We start from the raw sequence: 18695 nt of genomic DNA on the forward strand, positions 1-18695 counted from the left end.
CCTTGGCATAGAGTGAATTATTGTGATCAGCAAAAGCAATATGAGTTCAAAAAAAATCCCCCGATCTGCATCGAGGGATTTGTGTATGAAAGACAGCGCGATGCGGGGCTTTTTTGATCGTGCCGGAGTATTTTGAATGTGCCAAAGCACTCGGCATTAACAAGTGACTGGTTACATCATGGATTGCTGATAGTTAGCCAGACCAATACGCTTGATGAGGCCAAGCTGTTGCTCTAACCAGTAGGCATGGTCTTGCTCGGTATCTTCGAGCAAGGTTTGCAAGATATTACGAGTTTGGTAGTCACGTTCTTGTTCGCAGATTGCAATGACGTCACGCAGGGCTTCGGCTACATCGTATTCCAGATCTAAATCGCCTTGCAGCATGGATTCAACATCGGAACCAATGCGCAGGTCATCGCGCTTGGTCATGCACGGCGTGCCTTCAAGAAACAAAATGCGCTCAATCAGCAGTTTGGCGTGGCCTTTCTCATCATCAAATTCGTGTGAGATGCGCTCATATAACTTAGTCAGACCCCAATCAGCATACATTTCAGAATGGATGAAATACTGATCCATTGCTGCTAGCTCTGCTGCCAATAGTCGATTCAGAGAGTCGATAACTTGTTGATTACCTTTCATGGGAATGCTCCTCTGGCTGCAGTTTATAGTTGCGCCTGTAAATAGTTTTCAGTGCCAAGTTCTTTTAATTGGTGTTGCTGGGTTTCGATCCAATCAACGTATTCTTCTTCGTCTTCCAAAATCTCTTCGAGCAGCTGTCGAGAGACATAATCTGCTTTTTGTTCACACAACGCGATTGCATCACGCAGGATTGGCAATTGCTCTACCTCAAATGCCATGTCGCAAGTCAACATTTCCTCTGGGTGCTCGCCAATGCGCAGATGCCCGAGTTGCTGCAAGTTGGGCAGACCTTCTAAAAACAAAATACGTTCGATCAGTTCATCGGCCTGTTTCATGTCTTTAATCGACTTTTTGTAGGCTTTGTCATTGAGCTTGGAAAAGCCCCAATTTTTAAACATTCGCGCGTGAAGAAAAAACTGATTAATTGAGGTCAATTCACTGGTAAGGACTCGGTTGAGTGCTTGAATGACTTCTTTATCGCTTAACATGTTGCCTCCAATAGCTTTTGGTATTGCTTTGGGTTGCTTCAATTTATAAGCCAGAGCTTAGTTCAAAAATTGACATAGAACAATAAAAAACCTTTTATTTTTCATGCGCTTGCAAATGATAATGGTTGTTGTTATTAGTCGCAATGACGGGCTTGTGTGACAACTCGTTATTAATCGGGCAGTTAGCCGATACGGCGAGGTTCCGATAAGCTTGGGGTAAATCATGGAAGGGCAACGGGCTGGTCGCCAATGGCCATCGTCGTTGGCCGCCCCGCTCAGGTCAATCTTTGTCTGGTCAGGGCTGATAGAAACGTTTAGTCTTCAATGTGATAGTAGTAAAACCAGCGAGGTAGAGAAATGAATTGGCGATTATCAACATGGTTGTGTTCTTTAGTACTAGTGTTGAGTGGTTGTGCCAGCACGCCGAATGTCGAGTCGGACTATACCGACGAATTCCACTTTGCCTTTCTCAAAACTTATTATCTGATCCCTGCTAACGCTCAATCCTACGAAGGACAGGCCGGTACCAACCTTGATGAACAGCGGGTTGAGCAGGCGATTAATGACGCTTTGCAAATGCGCGGCATGACGCCAGTAGCAAAAGACCAAGCTGAGATCTTAGTGGCCTACCACCTGACCAGCAAAGATCGCACTCGAATTCGCTCTTATCACAATAATTTTAACTACTACGGCCGCTACCACCGACGCTACTGGGGCGCCGGTTGGGGCAATGATATTGATGTTGAGCAATTTACCGAGGGGCAATTACTAATCGACTTGGTTGATCCGACGGAGAATCGAGTGGTTTTCCGAAGTATTGGCAAAAAGCGTGTGCGCCGTGCAACTGTTGAGCAGAAAATCGAATCGACCAACACCTACGTGCAAGCCATGTTCGCGGAAGTGCCGGGTTGGTAACCAGACCCGAGCTACTTAAACAAGCGATGAGTTCGCCCTTTTTTGCTACAACAGGATGCTATTGATGTTTGCTCGTGAAGATACGGATGACAAAACATTTTTTTCGCGTTACGACACTGCTCACCCGATGTCGAGTCACGTTGAACGCCCTTTCGAATTAGATGGTATGACTTGGCCGACCATTGAACATTACTTTCAGGCAATGAAATTCACCGATGAAGCCCTGCGTCAGCGGATCAACCAAGCGCCGACGCCGGAACAAGCCAGCAAAATTGGTTCGAAGTGGTACCGGCGGCCGCGCCGAGACTGGAAGAAAATCCAAACCGTGGTGATGACTCGGGCGATTTATGTTTCTGCCAAGTGTTACCCCGAACTAGCCCAAGCGCTCCTCGAGTCCCGCGGTCAAACCCTGATTGAAAACGATGCCTACGATTACTTTTGGGGATGTGGCCGGGACAAGCGAGGTGAAAACCAATATGGCCAAGTGTTGATGAATGTGCGCGACAAGCTATTTGCGGAGCAAGCCTAACTATTGCTTACTGGCCAATGCTCGGCCGCCGTCTAAGTCAACGCAACTACCGGTCAGATACGGGTTGTTGATGATGTAATTGATGGTGTCAATCACGACCTGAGGGCCGGGCTCAATCGCCATCAATGACTTGCGTTTGGCTTTTTCGCGATAGCGCTCATCATCATGTTCATTGAACATGATTAAGCCAGGCGCGATGGCGTTGACCTTTACTTTTGGTGCAAGCAGCGCTGCAAACGACTTGGTCATGTTTTCCAAAGCCGATTTACTGGCGGCATAAGCAATGTGCTTTTTACTGCCGGTTTTGACGACGTAATCGGTCAGGTGAATGATATCCCCTTGGGTTGATGTTTGTAGTAGCTCGGCTAAGGCTAAGTTCAATTGATAGGGCACCATGGCGTGGATTTGCATCATCTGATTCATGGTTTGCTGTGGCGACACGTCGGCAGATTCCGCTAACCAATCGGAGGCGTTGTGGATCAGCGCCCGAATCGAGCCGCACTTTTGGTTAATCCAACCAATGAAATCATCGATACCTGTTTGTGACGAAAAATCGGCCTGTTGGCAGTGAATGCCCAATTCCCGCAGTTCGGTCACTGCCGGCTTCATGGTCCGGTAACTAATGACAACGTCGAAGCCTTGTTGAGCAAGGGCAATGGCTAACGCCTTGCCGACTCGTTGCGCGCCGCCGGTAATAATGACCGCATTAGTCAATTGCTGTTGATCACTAGAGCCTGAGTTCATCGATTGCTGGTCCTTCCGATAAGCGCTTTGCGCCACATGCTATACACTTAAAATGAGTTTGATTGTTCAATTCAATCAGTTAACGATTGAAATTGCCCTATTGATCAATCTTAACTACTGCCATTTGCGTACATCCAAACATAAAACAAAATAGAGAACAAAGGATGATGATGTCGCCACAAGCCGAAGCGGTCAAACAAGCGCTCGTTGCTGCTGGGTTAGAAACACCCTTGCATGACAACGGCCTCAGCCGCGACCAAAAGTACCAGCAAATCAAGGCCAGTATGATGCAAGTGGTCAGCACGCTTGGTCTTGATTTGAATGATGATAGCCTCGCCGAAACGCCGCACCGAATCGCGAAAATGTATGTCGATGAAATCTTTTGTGGCTTGGATTATGAGAATTTTCCGAAGATCACTCAAATCGACAACAAGATGGGTTGCGATGAGATGGTCAAAGTCCGAGATATTGCGGTGACGTCCACCTGTGAGCATCACTTTATCACCATTGATGGCAGCGCGACGGTTGCATATATCCCACGAACCAGCGTTATTGGGCTGTCGAAAATCAACCGTATTGTGCGGTTTTTCGCTCAGCGTCCGCAGGTACAAGAGCGCCTCACGCGGCAAATACTCATCGCATTGCAAACATTACTGAACACGCAAGACGTTGCGGTAAGCATTCGGGCAACCCATTATTGCGTCAAATCTAGAGGCGTCATGGATGCAAATTCGTCAACAGAAACAACTGCTTTGGGAGGCGTATTTAAAAGCAGTTCGAAAACCCGAGCCGAGTTTTTGAGCTAACGATTTGGCGCGATAGCAGAGAAATCATCGGGCTCTAGCTTTAGCCTGCTAAAATTTGTACAATTCCGCGCCCCAAAATTCGGGGTGGTTGTAGAAGGGCAAGCGCGTGGCAGAAAAAATCAACTTACTGGATCTCAGTCGTCAGCAGATGCGAGAGTTTTTCGTCGAAATGGGCGAGAAGCCTTTTCGTGCTGATCAGGTAATGAAGTGGATTTATCACTTTGGTTACGACGACTTTGAGCAGATGACCAACATTAACAAGGTGTTGCGGCAAAAGTTGATTGAACGAGCTGAAATCAAAGCGCCGGAGGTGGCGACTGAACAGCGCAGCTCCGATGGCACCATCAAGTGGGCGCTTACCGTAGCGGGTGGTCAGGAAGTCGAAACCGTCTACATTCCCGAAGAAGGACGCGCGACTCTCTGCGTTTCGTCGCAAGTGGGGTGCGCGCTGGAATGTACTTTTTGTTCGACGGCGCAACAAGGATTCAACCGCAACCTGTCTGTTGCTGAAATCATCGGCCAAGTCTGGCGAGCGGCTAAAATTATTGGCCCAGCAGCACTGAATGATGATCGTCCGATCACCAATGTGGTGATGATGGGCATGGGTGAGCCGCTGCTGAACGTGAAGAACGTGGTGCCAGCAATGGATTTGATGATGGATGACTTTGGCTTTGGTTTATCCAAACGCCGTGTCACCTTGAGCACCTCTGGCGTGGTTCCAGCGTTGGATAAATTAGCCGACCAAATTGATGTGGCACTTGCCATTTCACTACATGCCCCAAATGACGAGCTGCGTGACGAGATTGTGCCGATCAACAAGAAGTACAACATCGATACCTTTTTAGCGTCAGTGCGCAACTATTTGAGCAAGTCCAATGCTAATCAAGGTAAGGTGACGGTTGAATACGTCATGCTCGATCATGTCAATGACAGCATGGAGCAGGCTCACGAGCTAGCTAAGGTGATGAAGAACACGCCTTGCAAAATCAACTTGATTCCATGGAACCCGTTCCCGCAGGCTCCTTATGGTCGCTCGTCTAACTCACGCATTGACCGCTTCGCAAAAGTGTTAATGGAACACGGCTTTACCGTCATTGTTCGTAAGACCCGAGGCGACGATATTGATGCCGCTTGTGGCCAATTGGCCGGTGATGTTGTTGACCGCACCAAGCGTACGCTGAAAAAACGGATGCAAGGTGAATCTATTTCGGTCAAAATGGCGTAATTGCCAATAACCTACGTTATTTTTCATGCGCTATTTTCTGCTGTTGTTCACTGCTTTAGCCATTGTCGGTTGTGTTACCGAGACACGCGTCGCTGGCACCAATAAGCAGGTCGTCGAACAACAGTCAGATCCAGTTGAAGCGGCTCGAACCCGAGTTGCTCTTGGCCTTCGTTATCTGCAAAACGGCGACCCCGCGCAAGCCAAGTACAATCTCACCAAAGCGAAGCAACACGCACCACAGCTGCCGGAAGTCCATTCGGCGTTGGCATATTACTACCAACGTGTCGATGAACCTGAACTGGCTGAAAAAGCCTATCAAGATGCGCTGCGCTACGGTGCTAACGATGGCTCGGTGATGAACAACTATGGCGTGTTTCTTTGTCAGCAAGATCAGTACACCAAAGCCATTAAGCAATTTATGGCGGCCGTACAAGAACCGACTTACATCCGTGTGGCCGATGCATATGAGAATGCTGGCCTTTGTGCGTTAAGCCACTCACAGCCGCAGCATGCGCACGACTATTTTGACAAAGTATTGAGCTACGACGCAGCTCGGCCCAGAACTTTGCTGGGGCTGTCCGATGCATATCTGCAATTGGGTTTGACCGATTCTGCGGACTTTTATTTTCAGCGCTATTTGGCGCGTCATTCATTAAGTGCTGATAGTGCCGTCCTAGGCTATCGGTTAGCGGTAAAGCAAAATAATCGACAAGATATTCAAAAGTACCGGTTGATACTGCAATCGCGTTATCCGCAAGCTTACGCCGCGTTAAATAGGGCGTCAGCGGCGCCAAGCGGCACCAGTGTTCAAGCAACAGTTGCTCAAACAACCGATGCGCAAACAATGAGTGCTCAAGCAAATAGCGCTCAGTCGCCGAGCCTAAGTACAAATAGTGCAAACAGTGCAAACAATGACGCTCCAACAAGCGTGACTGACATTGTTTACAAAATACAAGTCGCAGCAAGTGTTGAGCGGTTATCGGCGGCTTATCTGAGCGGGCGGCTGAAGGATCAAAGCCTAGACATTGTTGAAGTTGAGGATGATGGCTGGTTCAAATATTTAGCCGGAAGCTATGCCAGTGTTGAAGCCGCAGAAAAAGCTAAAAAGCTCGTTAAGCCAAAGCAGGCATTTATCGTTGGTTTGACCAACGGACAAATTGTTTATACCAAGTATTAATTTAAAGCACCGGATCTTTCACCTATGGCAGACGATAATCACACAGCGCCTGAAACCACAACAGCTGGCCAACTATTGCAACAAGCGCGCGAGCAGGCGCAGCTCTCTGTTGCTGATGTGGCGGCGCGATTGAATTTGCGGCCCGTGGTGATTGAGGCGCTGGAAGCCGATGATAATGACAACCTGCCGTCGAGTACTTTTGTTCGAGGCTATTTAGGCAGTTATGCGCGATTACTTGGTATCCCCGAAAGCAACGTACTCGAAGCTTATCAGGGCCAGACTGAGCAAGCGCAAATGCAGAGTTTTTCTAACCGAACGTCGACGGAGCGCTCAGACAACCGAGTGATGTGGCTGACTTATCTCATCGTGCTGGTGCTGATTGGATTTCTGGTGGTTTGGTGGTGGCAAAAACAGCAAAACGGCCAACTCAATAACAATGCGATACCAGCAAACGAAGTCGAACAGGCTGCTGACGTAATGCAACAAACTGCTGAAGATGAGTCGGTTTCATCATGGCCGAGTTCGGCCGTTGATGGCGATGAAGCCAGCCAAGAGAGCGACGCATCTGAACTTGCGGTTGTCGCTGGTGACGCTGATTTGGCTGAGCCACAAGCTGAAATCGAGCCTGTTGAAGACGCTGATAGTTCTGCTGCAGCAGAAGTACTTGATGAAGTAGAGCGCTCACTTGACGAGCAGTTCTCAGCAGACGTTACTGAGCAGATGACTGAGGAACAGTTGCCCGCGAGTGAGCCTGCTGATGTCGCGCAAGTTCGCTTTATGCTGTCGAAAGACTGCTGGATGCGGGTTGAAGATGCCACCGGAGAGGTGGTAGTCGAGGGGGTCAAGACGCCATCTCGAGTCGTTGAGTTTTCTGGTGTACCACCATTTCATGCGATATTTGGCGTGCCTGATGCCGTGACGATAGAATACCAAGGCGAAACTTATCCATTTGAAGTGGATAATCCACTTAAAACATTGCGTTTAACATTCCCAGCAGAGTAATCAGATGATTGAGAATCCTATAAAACGTCGGCAATCGACTCGCATTATGGTTGGCAATGTGCCAATCGGCGACGGTGCGCCGATCTCGGTCCAGTCAATGACCAATACCCTGACCACGGACGTCGAAGCGACAGTTGCCCAAATTAAAGCGTTGGAAAGTGTCGGTGCCGATATCGTTCGGGTCTCGGTGCCAACTATGGATGCTGCGGAAGCCTTTAAACTGATTAAGCAGCAAACCAATATTCCACTGGTTGCTGACATTCATTTTGATTATCGCATTGCCTTAAAAGTGGCTGAGTATGGCGTCGATTGCTTACGAATTAACCCTGGCAATATTGGCCGCGAAGATCGGGTGAGAGCCGTGGTTGATGCCGCTCGTGAGCGCAATATTCCCATTCGAATTGGCGTAAATGGCGGCTCTTTGGAGCGCGATTTACAAGAAAAATATGGCGAGCCAACGCCTGAGGCGTTGGTTGAGTCAGCGATGCGTCATGTCGATTATCTCGACAAGCTTAATTTCGACCAGTTTAAGGTCAGCGTGAAAGCGTCTGATGTTTTTTTAGCCGTTGATGCGTATCGCTTGTTGGCTAAAAAAATCGATCAACCGCTGCACTTGGGGATCACCGAAGCCGGTGGCGCGCGTGCTGGTGCAGTGAAATCAGCAATTGGCCTTGGCATGTTATTGGCCGAAGGGATCGGCGATACCTTGCGGGTTTCTCTCGCCGCCGATCCGGTAGAAGAAATCAAAGTTGGTTTCGATATCCTCAAGTCCCTTCGCATTCGCTCCCGTGGTATCAATTTCATTGCTTGTCCATCTTGTTCGCGACAAGAGTTTGATGTCATTGGCACCGTCAATGAACTTGAGCAGCGTCTCGAAGATGTGGTGACGCCGATGGATGTCTCGGTGATTGGCTGTGTGGTCAACGGGCCGGGAGAGGCGCAAGTGTCTGATATCGGTGTTGCTGGTGGCCATAAACGCAGTGGTTTTTATGAAGATGGTGAGCGTCAAAAAGAGCGTTTCGATAATGATCACTTGGTTGATCAACTCGAAAGCCGAATTCGCGCACGATTGAATCGCGAGCTGCCAGAACACCGGATCGATGTGACCGAGATCGGTGATTCGTAAAAAATCTCGGTACTCAGTTCCCAACGACATTTTGTAATGCGGCCCGGCTTCCTTATAATGCCGGGTCTTTAATTATCTTTCTTTGGTAAAACATCACTGTGGCGAAACAAATTCAAGCCGTTCGCGGTATGAACGACTGTCTTCCTGATCAGTCTCCTGCTTGGCAGTTTATTGAACAAGGGTTGCGCGATCTGGTTGCCGGTTATGGCTATGCTGAGATCCGCACGCCAGTGGTAGAAAGCACAGACCTGTTCAAGCGTTCAATTGGTGAAGTGACCGACATCGTCGAGAAGGAAATGTATACCTTCGACGATCGCAATGGTGACAGCCTGACCTTGCGCCCAGAAGGCACCGCCAGCTGTGTTCGCGCCGGCAACCAAGGCGGTTTGCTGTACAATCAGGAACAACGCTTGTGGTATATCGGCCCAATGTTCCGTCACGAGCGCCCGCAAAAAGGTCGCTATCGCCAGTTCCATCAGTTTGGTGTTGAGTTGTATGGCCTAGCCGGTGCTGATGCTGATGCTGAAGTGATTCAGCTGACGGCCAAAATGTGGCAAGACTTTGGTATTTCTGATCAGGTTACTTTGCAGCTCAACTCACTTGGCTCTAATCAGGCCCGAGCGGACTACAAAGATGCTTTGGTCGAATTTCTGACCGCCCATGAAGCGCAGCTTGATGAAGATAGCAAGCGCCGCTTACACAGTAATCCGCTGCGTGTATTGGATAGCAAAAATCCGCAAACTCAAGCATTGCTGGTTAATGCGCCCAAGCTGTCCGAGTATCTAGACGAAGACAGCAAGCAGCACATGACCAAACTGTGTCAACTATTGGACGCACTGGGCATTGCTTATCAGATTAACGAACGCTTGGTACGCGGGCTGGATTATTACAACAAAACCGTGTTTGAATGGGTCACCGATGCGCTTGGTGCTCAAGGTACGGTTTGTGCCGGTGGCCGCTATGATGGCTTGGTCGAGCAACTTGGCGGCAAAGCAACCACAGCGGTTGGTTTTGCCATGGGCATGGAGCGTTTATTGCTGTTGCTCGAAACCTTGGGCAAGTTAGACAATTTGCCTGCGCCAGTCGATGTCTATTGCATGGCGAGTGGCGACGAATGCGTTGCTGCCAGCATGAAGCTTGCGCAACAGTTGCGGACTGAGCTGGCCGGCGTTCGCATTATGCAGCACCTTGGTGGCGGCAATTTGAAAAAACAGTTTAAGCGCGCGGATAAGAGCGGCGCTCGTTGTGCCTTGATCCTCGGCCAGCAAGAGTTGGCTGATGGCGTTGTCGGCCTTAAACATTTACGAAATCATGATCTGCCACAGGAGCAAGTTCCTTTGGCTGAAGTAGCAACACGCCTCGCGGCGGTAATGAACGAAACGGAGTAAGGTGTGGAAGGTTACCAGACCGAAGAACAACAGGTTGAAGCCATTAAGGCGTTTTGGCGTAAAAACGGCAATCAAATTTTATTAGGCATTATTATCGGCCTAGGCGGCATTTACGGCTTCCGTTATTTTCAAGAGCAGCAAGTGCTTGAAAGTGCCGAAGCGGCAGATGCTTTTTCAAAAGCATTGACTGCCGAGCAATTGCAAGGCTTTGCCAGTGATTACAGTAAGTCAGGCTATGTTGCAGTAGCTGAATTGAAGTTGGCGAAAACGCAAGTCGAAGCAGGCGAGTTAGAAGCCGCCGCAGCGACGTTAAAGCAAGTGATTGCTGGCGCTGATGAAGTGGCGTTGCAACAGGTTGCTAAAATTCGCTTAGCCCGTATTCAAGTTGCCTTGAATCAGCTCGATGCCGCACTGGCCACGTTGGCTGGCGACTGGCCGCAGTCATTGCTGGGTGAGGTTGAAGTCGTTAAAGGTGAAGCACACATCGCAGCAGGCGATACCGAAGCAGCACGCGACGCGTTCCAAACCGCGCTAATGAATGTTTCGCCACAACAAGCGGCGTCAATTCAAATTCGCTTAGATGACATTGCTGCGCCCGTAGCGCAGCTTCCGCCGGTAGAGACGGCTAGCAAGGAGTAAGCTTGTGACGAACTGGTTCCGCCCATTGGCCGTAGCGGCTCTGGCGACGTTTACATTGTCAGCGTGCTCACTGTTTAGTGATGACGAAGACCAAATCATTGTTGCTGAGCTTGTCGAATTCGAACCTCAGTTCGAAGGCAAGCAGCTATGGTCGGCTTCTGTCGGCAGTGGTGTGGGTGACCATGCGTCACGCTTGCGCCCCGCAGTTGGCTACGACAAAGTGTTTGCAGCCAGTCGCGATGGTGTCGTGAAAGCGCTTGACCAAGAAACTGGCGATACCCTTTGGGAAGTCCACGTTGGTGAGCGCGATACCGACCGCTGGTTTGGCGGTTATCGCTCGGCCATGGTTTCAGGTGCGGTGACGGTTGCTTACAAGAAAGTCTTTCTGGGTACTGAGCGCGGCTTTGTGTTGGGCTTAGATGCTGAAACCGGTGAAGAAGTTTGGCGAGCCACTGTCGCTGGTGAAGTTTTAGCGCCGCCTGCGGTATCTGATGGCATCGTGGTGGCCAGCACGCTATCGGGTAAGATTTATGGTCTTGATGCCGAAACCGGTGAAGAGCTGTGGAACTTTGAAGGCGCAGTCCCGCCGTTGACGCTGCGTGGCTCTGGTACCCCAGCTATTGACAACGGCGCCGTGTTCGCTGGCACGGCTGATGGCAAGTTAACCGCTATTTTCCTTGAGCGCGGCTTCCAGATTTGGGAAGAACAAGTGACGCTACCTGGCGGCACCAATGATCTTGAGCGGATGGTTGATATTGATGCTGATGTGCTGACCGGCGGGGACACTGTCTACGCAGTAGCCTACAATGGTGACTTAGTTGCAGCAGAAATGCGCTCCGGTCGTGAGAAGTGGAAACGCCCATACTCGTCTTATCAAGGCATGGTGATGGACGGCTTTGAGATTTATCTAAGCAGTTCATCGAGCTATGTGTTTGCGATTGATCGCCGTGATGCCACTGAACTATGGGCCAACCGCGAGTTGGAAAACCGCCAAATCACGACGCCAGCATTTGTTTCTCGCTACGTCATTGTTGGTGACTTTGAAGGTTATCTGCATTGGCTGGATGGCAATACCGGACAATTTGTTGCGCGAATGTATATTGATTCTGATGGCCTCTACTCGACGCCGGTTGTGGAAGGCAATGTTGCTTATCTGCAATCCCGAGACGGCGATGTGTACGCAATTCAGACACCTTAGTGTTGCCCCGGTAGCTCGCTAGATTTTTTAAAGCCCCGGCCTCGGGGCTTTTTGTTGGAGAAAGAACGAATGACCCCAGTGATTGCGTTGGTTGGACGACCGAATGTCGGCAAATCGACCCTGTTTAATCGTCTGACCCGAACCAGAGATGCGCTGGTTGCCGATTTTCCTGGTCTGACGCGCGATCGTCAGTATGGTCGAGCTCGGTTTCAGGAGCGTGAGTACATCGTTATCGACACCGCAGGTATCTACGGTGATGAAGAAGGTATCGACGCATTAATGGTGGAGCAATCGCAACAGGCGATTGAAGAGGCCAATATCATCTTCTTTATGGTTGATGGCCGCGACGGCTTGACGCCAACCGACATTGAAATCGCTGAGCATTTGCGCCGTGGCGAAAAAAATGTGGTGTTGCTGGTTAACAAAATTGATGGCGTTGATGCCAACCAAGTGATGGCTGATTTCTATCAGCTTGGCATCAGTGAAATGTTCGGCATCGCTGCTGCGCAGGGCCGTGGCGTCAGTCAGGTGTTGGATGAATCGTTAGTTCCTTTGTTAAAAGAACTTGAGGCAGAGCCGAATTTTGACGATTTAGCCGATGATCTGATTGCGGATGAAGAGCTTGAAGACTTTGATGATGAGCTGTCAGAGCAAGAGCTAGCAGAGTTAGAAGAGCAAGACGAAGACGCCCAGCCATTTGAAGATCTGCCGATCAAGTTGGCAATTGTCGGTCGTCCTAATGTCGGTAAATCGACTCTGACCAACCGCATCTTGGGCGAAGATCGAGTGGTGGTGTATGACATGCCTGGTACCACTCGTGATTCGGTATACATTCCCATGGAGCGGGACGAGCAAGATTACATTTTGATTGATACCGCAGGTATTCGCCGGCGCGCTAGAGTCAATGAAGCCATCGAAAAGTTTTCCGTGATCAAAACGCTGCAGGCTATTGAAGATGCCAATGTGGTGTTATTGGTGTTGGATGCCCACGCTGGTATTAGTGATCAGGATATGAGCCTATTGGGCTTTGTGCTCAATGCTGGCCGCTCGCTTGTGGTGGCGGTCAATAAGTGGGACGGTCTCGATACCCATGCTCGTGATCGAATTAAAGATGAGCTCGATCGCCGCTTAGGGTTTGTTGATTTTGCCCGAGTTCACTTTATCTCTGCATTACATGGCAGTGGCGTTGGTCACTTGTTTGAATCGGTCCAAGAGGCGTATCAATCGGCGACACGTCGGGTTTCGACATCGATGCTGACTCGGATCCTGCATGGTGCGGCGGAAGATCATAACCCACCGATGGTTCGGGGCCGCCGCAGTAAACTGCGTTATGCCCACGCCGGTGGTTACAATCCGCCGGTGATTGTGGTCCATGGCAATATGGTGACGTCATTGCCCGGCTCGTATAAGCGTTACCTGACTAACTATTTCCGACGTTCGCTACAAATTATGGGTACACCTATCAAAATCGAATTTAAAGAAGGTGATAACCCGTATAAGGACAAAAAAAATACACTAACTTTGAGTCAAATCAGAAAAAGACGTCGTTTAATGAAGTACATCAAGGGTAGACAAAAATAATAAAACAAAACTACCTCTGAGGTGACCTATGACCCTACGACCGAAATGCCCGAAGTGCCAGGGCTACTTAATAGCCGACGACGGCCATCATCGTTGCGAGGAGTGCAGTTCGCAATATGAGGCGCAAGCAGTATGTGATGTCTGTGGCGACCCACTTAGCATTTTAAAAGCCTGTGGTGCAGTTGATTACTTCTGTAATCACTGCAATGAACTGAAGTCAAAGTCGGTGGTTCGACACCGATACCTAGAAGTATCTTTTGAACCCGTGCGAGCTGGTTTTTAGTTTTACTCGCTTTTTCTAACTTGGCCGCTCCAGCTGCATAGGAGCGGCACTGCAAGTCACTTCAGAATCAATCGGCTGTTTTGTCGCTGCCGATCACCTCACTTTCTATTTGGCCATCTTCAACTAGGGTGATTAATTTTTGCCCTTGAGTCACTTGACTGACACTACGGATCACTTGCTGTTGCTCATTGCGGCTGATGCTATAGCCACGGCTTAGGGTTGCCAGTGGGCTGACAATATCGAGTTTTGCTGCCATTACCGCCAGCTTATTCTGTTGTTGTTGCAGAGTACGGCTGATTGTTGTTGCTAAGCGCTGATCGAAGTTCTGAAGCTCACTGCGTTTACGGCTGAGGGTTAGCGATGGCCGTTGTTCAGATAGGCGGTGCTGCATTGTTAGCTGCTTATTTTTACCTTGCTCTAGGCGTTTTTGAATGGCTCGCTGAAGTCTAAAATGAAGCTCGTCTGCCCGTTGATTGTGTTGTTGAATTTGTAAGCTTGGATGTTGTCGTTCCAGTCGCTGAGCGAGTTGCGACAACACCAACTGGCGAGTTTGCTGTTGTTGGCGCCAGCCGTGATTGAGCCGGCTAACCATGTTATTAAAAGCTTGCAATCGATGTTCGGCATCTGAAGTCACTAACTCTGCGGCAGCTGATGGCGTCGCAGCTCTCAGATCGGCAACCAGATCAGCAATACTAACATCCACTTCATGACCAACCGCACTGATCACCGGTAAACGACTATTGACGATCGCTGCGGCGACCACTTCGGTGTTAAAACACCATAAATCTTCCAAGCTACCGCCACCGCGACCAATAATCAGCAGATCCACTTCATTGCGTCGGTTGGCCATGGCTATTTGCACGGCAATTTGTTCGGCGGCGCCTTCGCCTTGCACCGCTGTCGGGTAAATCACGACTTCAACGCTGGCATCGCGACGTGCCATCACAGTCAAAATGTCATGAATAGCGGCGCCTGATGATGAGGTCACGACGCCGACTTTGCGAATCGACTGCGGCAGCGCCCGCTTGCGTTCATGGTCAAACCAGCCGCGCTGATGCAAGGTGCGCTTCATTTGCTCAAAAGCTTGCTGTAAGCGCCCGATCCCGGCTGGCTGCATGGCATCGATGACCAGTTGGTATTCTCCGCGCGGCGCGTACAAGCCAACTTGGGCTTTAACCAATACCGCATCGCCGACATTGGGCTGCCAGCTTAGCTGGCGGTTGCGCGTACGAAACATGGCGCAGCGGACTTGTGATGAGGCATCTTTTAGGGTTAGGTACCAGTGGCCGGAAGCGGCTCGAGTGAGCTGGCCAATTTCAGCCTCCAACCAGATGGTGCCGACCTGTTGGCTTAACAGCTGACTGACATGTTGGTTGAGTTGCGAAACACTAAAGATATTGTCAGCAGAAATCATCGGATAGGCTCTATGGTTACGGCAGGTGTTTTAACTGGGCATTATGCCTTAACTTGACCAAATAGTTGTCGCAAAATCAGCTTGAGTATCTGGCAACAGCGCGCATTTTGGGGGCGCTGCTTATTGAGCCTAGTAGGTTGTAGGCACATGAAGGGCCGACGCGGGTGACTCTTGGTTGCTGATAATCTGCTGATTCGTAGTGTTGCCTTTACAGGCAATTGTTAAAAACAATGGCCAAGGCGTGATATTCATCAAATATTTATTTGTTTCAACTCTTCCTTATCGGTAGAATACGGCCGCAACCAAATGACCGTCACTTGCTAGGTTGAGAGTTGCATCATGCTAAGAATTGCTAAAGAAGCATTAACGTTTGATGACGTTTTGCTTGTTCCAGCCCACTCAGAAGTTTTGCCCAACACGGCGAACCTTCGCACCCGTCTGACCAAGACCATTGACCTCAATATTCCGATGCTGTCTGCCGCCATGGATACGGTGACCGAAGCGCGTCTTGCGATTGCGCTTGCCCAGGAGGGCGGGATTGGCTTTATTCACAAAAACATGTCGATTGAAGCGCAAGCTGAACAAGTTCGTATCGTTAAAAAATACGAAAGTGGCATGGTTGATGAGCCAACTACAGTTGGGCCAGAACTATCGATCGGTGAGTTGATTCACTTACAGCAGAAGCTCGGTTTCTCAGGCTTCCCTGTGGTCAATGACGACAATGACTTAATTGGTATTGTCACCAGTCGTGATGTTCGTTTTGAACGTGACTTGTCCAAGCAAGTCAAACACATCATGACGCCAAAAGAAAAGTTGGTGACGGTGCACACCAGCGCCAACCGTGAAGATGTCCAGCATCTGATGCACGAACACCGAATTGAAAAGATTCTGGTTGTTCATGATGACTTCAAACTAGCCGGCATGATCACCGTCAAAGACTTCAAAAAAGCGGAACGCAAACCGAACGCTTGTAAAGATTCACAAGGCCGTTTGCGCGTAGGTGCCGCAGTGGGTGCCGGTGAGGGCAATGAAGAGCGGGTTGCTGCTTTGGTTGCTGCTGGTGTCGATGTGCTGCTGGTTGATTCAAGCCACGGTCATTCGCAAGGCGTTTTGAATCGTATTCGCGCCACTAAAGACGCTTACCCGCAGGTGCAGATTATCGGTGGTAATGTTGCCACTGGAGCTGGTGCAGTGGCGCTTGCCGATGCCGGTTGTGATGCGGTCAAAGTTGGTATTGGTCCTGGCTCTATTTGTACCACCCGGATTGTGACGGGTGTTGGTGTGCCACAAATTACCGCTGTGTCCGATGCTGTTGAAGCACTGAAAGAGCGCGATATTCCGGTGATTGCTGATGGCGGCATTCGTTATTCAGGTGATTTAGCCAAGGCCATTGCCGCTGGCGCCTCATGCGTCATGGTCGGCTCTATGTTTGCTGGTACTGATGAAGCGCCAGGTGAGATCGAGTTGTACCAAGGCCGAGCCTTTAAGAGCTATCGTGGTATGGGCTCGCTCGGTGCGATGTCAAAAGGCTCGTCAGATCGCTATTTCCAAAGTGATAATGCGGCAGACAAGTTGGTGCCAGAAGGCATCGAAGGACGTATCCCGTACAAAGGTACATTGAACGGTATCATTCACCAGCAAATGGGCGGTCTGCGTTCATGCATGGGTCTGACCGGTTGTGCCACGATCGATGAGCTGCGCACCAAGGCTGAATTTGTCAAAGTGACCAGCGCCGGAATGGGCGAATCTCACGTTCACGACGTGACGATTACCAAAGAAGCACCAAACTACCGTTTGGGCTAAATTAATGACTGACTGCCAGCGACGCTGATTGCAACCTCGCTGGCTATGCTCGAGGACGACCGCTGTTTGGAGACAGTTGCCGTCCTCGTTTTGTTATTTCGCAAAGTGAGAATTGCAACATCATGAGCAAAGACATCCACGACCATAAAATTCTAATTCTGGACTTTGGTTCCCAGTACACCCAGCTTATTGCCCGCCGCATTCGTGAATTGGGTGTTTATTGTGAGCTTTGGGCGTGGGATGTGACCGAGCAGGATATTCGTGATTTCAACCCACAAGGCATCATCTTGTCAGGCGGCCCAGAGAGTGTCACCGAAGCGGGCTCACCACGGGCACCCGAGTATGTCTTTAATGCCGGCGTTCCGGTGTTGGGTGTTTGCTATGGCATGCAAACCATGGCTCATCAACTCGGTGGCTCGGTGCAAGGCTCGGAGCATCGCGAATTCGGTTATGCTCAGGTTGAGCTCATTGCAAAGAGCGCATTATTCGATGCCATTGAAGATCATGTTGGTGACAATGGCAATGCGTTACTCGATGTCTGGATGAGCCACGGCGATAAAGTTGCCAGTATTCCAGAAGGTTTCACCACCATTGCTCAGACTTCATCTTGCCCGTACGCGGCAATGGCCGACGAGTCACGCCATTTCTACGGTGTTCAATTCCACCCTGAAGTAACCCATACCCGTCAAGGTATGCGTATTTTAGAGCACTTTGTTGTTCAAATTTGCCAGTGTGAGAAGTTGTGGACTTCCGCCTCAATCATTGAAAACGCCATCGAAACCATTAAAAAGCAAGTCGGTGATGACAAGGTCATTCTTGGCTTGTCTGGCGGTGTTGATAGTTCGGTGGTTGCCATGTTGTTGCACCGCGCGATCGGTCCCAACTTGACCTGTGTGTTCGTCGATAATGGCCTGCTGCGATTGAATGAGGGCGAGCAGGTGATGGAAATGTTTGGTGATCACTTCGGTCTCAACATCGTCCATGTTAAAGCCGAAGAGCGTTTCTTAAATGCACTTGCCGGAGAAGCTGACCCTGAAGCCAAGCGTAAAAAGATTGGCCACACTTTTATTGAAGTGTTTGATGAAGAGGCTGGCAAACAAACCGACGTCAAATGGTTGGCCCAAGGCACCATTTACCCTGACGTGATTGAATCTGCTGCTTCGAAAACCGGTAAAGCCCATGTGATTAAGTCGCACCACAATGTTGGTGGTTTGCCTGAAGACATGGAACTCGGTTTGGTCGAGCCGCTGAAAGAGCTGTTCAAGGACGAAGTCCGCAAGATCGGCCTAGAACTGGGCTTGCCGTATGACATGCTGTATCGCCACCCATTCCCTGGCCCAGGTCTCGGTGTACGGGTACTGGGTGAAGTGAAAAAAGAATACTGCGATCTGCTGCGTCGTGCCGATGCGATCTTCATCGAGGAGCTACATGCGGCTGATCTCTACCACAAAGTGAGCCAAGCCTTTACCGTATTCCTGCCAGTCCGCTCGGTTGGTGTCATGGGCGATGGTCGCAAATACGATTGGGTGGTGTCATTGCGTGCGGTGGAAACCATCGACTTTATGACCGCGCACTGGGCACACTTGCCGTATGAATTTTTAGGTAAAGTGTCAAACCGTATCATCAACGAGATCGACGGCATTTCTCGAGTGGTTTACGACGTTTCCGGCAAGCCGCCTGCAACCATTGAATGGGAATAACCGCCCTGTTGAATTGCTCCAAAAGCCAGCGCAAGCTG

Annotated in this window: 18 protein-coding genes; 14 read left to right on the forward strand and 4 right to left on the reverse strand. The window is 49.9% G+C overall.

Features of this window, described 5'->3' with window-relative positions; all coding sequences use genetic code 11:
- Positions 1 to 171 precede the first annotated feature (171 nt).
- Positions 172 to 639, reverse strand: coding sequence for a bacterioferritin (gene bfr, locus IC617_RS15300; protein ID WP_191145861.1), 468 nt, complete (start codon positions 637 to 639; stop codon positions 172 to 174).
- Between the two features lie 23 nt (positions 640 to 662).
- Positions 663 to 1127 (reverse strand): bacterioferritin, encoded by a 465-nt coding sequence (gene bfr, locus IC617_RS15305; protein WP_191145862.1) that lies wholly within the window; start codon positions 1125 to 1127, stop codon positions 663 to 665.
- A 357-nt stretch (positions 1128 to 1484) separates the two neighbouring features.
- Between bfr (IC617_RS15305) and IC617_RS15310 the strand changes: the two genes are divergently transcribed.
- Positions 1485 to 2042 carry a DUF4136 domain-containing protein gene (locus tag IC617_RS15310; protein ID WP_191145863.1) on the forward strand — a complete coding sequence of 186 codons (558 nt, stop codon included), beginning with the start codon at positions 1485 to 1487 and terminating at the stop codon, positions 2040 to 2042.
- A 64-nt stretch (positions 2043 to 2106) separates the two neighbouring features.
- Positions 2107 to 2571, forward strand: coding sequence for a riboflavin biosynthesis intermediates N-glycosidase (gene ybiA / locus IC617_RS15315; RefSeq protein ID WP_224746050.1), 465 nt, complete (start codon positions 2107 to 2109; stop codon positions 2569 to 2571).
- Here ybiA and folM read toward each other — a convergent pair whose 3' ends face one another.
- Positions 2572 to 3285, reverse strand: coding sequence for a dihydromonapterin reductase (gene folM / locus IC617_RS15320; RefSeq protein WP_224746053.1), 714 nt, complete (start codon positions 3283 to 3285; stop codon positions 2572 to 2574). It lies immediately after the preceding gene.
- A gap of 194 nt (positions 3286 to 3479) precedes the next feature.
- Here folM and folE point away from each other — a divergent pair, with 194 nt between their 5' ends.
- The 10 genes from folE to IC617_RS15370 all read left to right on the forward strand — a co-directional run bounded on the left by folE (position 3480) and on the right by IC617_RS15370 (position 13740).
- On the forward strand, positions 3480 to 4121 hold the full coding sequence (gene folE / locus IC617_RS15325; RefSeq protein WP_255522925.1) for a GTP cyclohydrolase I FolE: 642 nt from the start codon (positions 3480 to 3482) through the stop codon (positions 4119 to 4121).
- 106 nt (positions 4122 to 4227) lie between these two features.
- The gene (gene rlmN, locus IC617_RS15330; RefSeq protein WP_191145866.1) at positions 4228 to 5346 is read left to right on the forward strand and encodes a dual-specificity RNA methyltransferase RlmN; all 1119 of its coding nucleotides are present in this window, start codon (positions 4228 to 4230) and stop codon (positions 5344 to 5346) included.
- A gap of 25 nt (positions 5347 to 5371) precedes the next feature.
- The gene (pilW, locus tag IC617_RS15335; protein ID WP_191145867.1) at positions 5372 to 6523 is read left to right on the forward strand and encodes a type IV pilus biogenesis/stability protein PilW; all 1152 of its coding nucleotides are present in this window, start codon (positions 5372 to 5374) and stop codon (positions 6521 to 6523) included.
- Between the two features lie 24 nt (positions 6524 to 6547).
- The gene (locus tag IC617_RS15340; protein WP_191145868.1) at positions 6548 to 7525 is read left to right on the forward strand and encodes a RodZ domain-containing protein; all 978 of its coding nucleotides are present in this window, start codon (positions 6548 to 6550) and stop codon (positions 7523 to 7525) included.
- Positions 7526 to 7529: 4 nt separating this feature from the next.
- On the forward strand, positions 7530 to 8651 hold the full coding sequence (gene ispG, locus IC617_RS15345; protein ID WP_191145869.1) for a flavodoxin-dependent (E)-4-hydroxy-3-methylbut-2-enyl-diphosphate synthase: 1122 nt from the start codon (positions 7530 to 7532) through the stop codon (positions 8649 to 8651).
- A gap of 98 nt (positions 8652 to 8749) precedes the next feature.
- The gene (gene hisS / locus IC617_RS15350) at positions 8750 to 10039 is read left to right on the forward strand and encodes a histidine--tRNA ligase (RefSeq protein WP_191145870.1); all 1290 of its coding nucleotides are present in this window, start codon (positions 8750 to 8752) and stop codon (positions 10037 to 10039) included.
- A gap of 3 nt (positions 10040 to 10042) precedes the next feature.
- Entirely contained in the window at positions 10043 to 10678 is a 636-nt protein-coding gene (locus IC617_RS15355) for a YfgM family protein (RefSeq protein WP_191145871.1), read from the forward strand.
- A 4-nt stretch (positions 10679 to 10682) separates the two neighbouring features.
- On the forward strand, positions 10683 to 11876 hold the full coding sequence (gene bamB / locus IC617_RS15360; protein ID WP_191145872.1) for an outer membrane protein assembly factor BamB: 1194 nt from the start codon (positions 10683 to 10685) through the stop codon (positions 11874 to 11876).
- A 69-nt stretch (positions 11877 to 11945) separates the two neighbouring features.
- Positions 11946 to 13457, forward strand: coding sequence for a ribosome biogenesis GTPase Der (der, locus tag IC617_RS15365; RefSeq protein WP_191145873.1), 1512 nt, complete (start codon positions 11946 to 11948; stop codon positions 13455 to 13457).
- Between the two features lie 28 nt (positions 13458 to 13485).
- Complete coding sequence (locus IC617_RS15370; protein WP_191145874.1) at positions 13486 to 13740, forward strand: zinc ribbon domain-containing protein; 255 nt, start codon at positions 13486 to 13488, stop codon at positions 13738 to 13740.
- Between the two features lie 67 nt (positions 13741 to 13807).
- Here the strand turns inward: IC617_RS15370 and xseA are convergent, their stop codons facing one another.
- Complete coding sequence (gene xseA, locus IC617_RS15375; protein ID WP_191145875.1) at positions 13808 to 15154, reverse strand: exodeoxyribonuclease VII large subunit; 1347 nt, start codon at positions 15152 to 15154, stop codon at positions 13808 to 13810.
- Between the two features lie 339 nt (positions 15155 to 15493).
- Between xseA and guaB the strand changes: the two genes are divergently transcribed.
- Together guaB and guaA are read left to right on the forward strand one after the other, a co-directional pair.
- Complete coding sequence (gene guaB / locus IC617_RS15380; RefSeq protein ID WP_191145876.1) at positions 15494 to 16957, forward strand: IMP dehydrogenase; 1464 nt, start codon at positions 15494 to 15496, stop codon at positions 16955 to 16957.
- Positions 16958 to 17079: 122 nt separating this feature from the next.
- A complete protein-coding gene (guaA, locus tag IC617_RS15385; protein ID WP_191145877.1) occupies positions 17080 to 18657 on the forward strand; it encodes a glutamine-hydrolyzing GMP synthase in 1578 nt (525 codons plus the stop codon).
- The last annotated feature ends 38 nt before the right edge of the window (positions 18658 to 18695 follow it).

It is taken from the genome of Neiella litorisoli (genome assembly GCF_014773395.1).
GTDB classification, from domain to species: Bacteria; Pseudomonadota; Gammaproteobacteria; order Enterobacterales; family Neiellaceae; genus Neiella; species Neiella litorisoli.

Excerpts from the sequence above, each read along its gene's own strand:
- bfr (WP_191145861.1), bottom strand. The coding sequence starts at position 639 with ATGAAAGGTAATCAACAAGTTATCGACTCTCTGAATCGACTATTGGCA.
- bfr (WP_191145862.1), bottom strand. The coding sequence starts at position 1,127 with ATGTTAAGCGATAAAGAAGTCATTCAAGCACTCAACCGAGTCCTTACC.
- IC617_RS15310 (WP_191145863.1), top strand. The coding sequence starts at position 1,485 with ATGAATTGGCGATTATCAACATGGTTGTGTTCTTTAGTACTAGTGTTG.
- ybiA (WP_224746050.1), top strand. The coding sequence starts at position 2,107 with ATGTTTGCTCGTGAAGATACGGATGACAAAACATTTTTTTCGCGTTAC.
- folE (WP_255522925.1), top strand. The coding sequence starts at position 3,480 with ATGATGATGTCGCCACAAGCCGAAGCGGTCAAACAAGCGCTCGTTGCT.
- pilW (WP_191145867.1), top strand. The coding sequence starts at position 5,372 with ATGCGCTATTTTCTGCTGTTGTTCACTGCTTTAGCCATTGTCGGTTGT.
- IC617_RS15340 (WP_191145868.1), top strand. The coding sequence starts at position 6,548 with ATGGCAGACGATAATCACACAGCGCCTGAAACCACAACAGCTGGCCAA.
- ispG (WP_191145869.1), top strand. The coding sequence starts at position 7,530 with ATGATTGAGAATCCTATAAAACGTCGGCAATCGACTCGCATTATGGTT.
- der (WP_191145873.1), top strand. The coding sequence starts at position 11,946 with ATGACCCCAGTGATTGCGTTGGTTGGACGACCGAATGTCGGCAAATCG.
- IC617_RS15370 (WP_191145874.1), top strand. The coding sequence starts at position 13,486 with ATGACCCTACGACCGAAATGCCCGAAGTGCCAGGGCTACTTAATAGCC.
- xseA (WP_191145875.1), bottom strand. The coding sequence starts at position 15,154 with ATGATTTCTGCTGACAATATCTTTAGTGTTTCGCAACTCAACCAACAT.
- guaB (WP_191145876.1), top strand. The coding sequence starts at position 15,494 with ATGCTAAGAATTGCTAAAGAAGCATTAACGTTTGATGACGTTTTGCTT.
- guaA (WP_191145877.1), top strand. The coding sequence starts at position 17,080 with ATGAGCAAAGACATCCACGACCATAAAATTCTAATTCTGGACTTTGGT.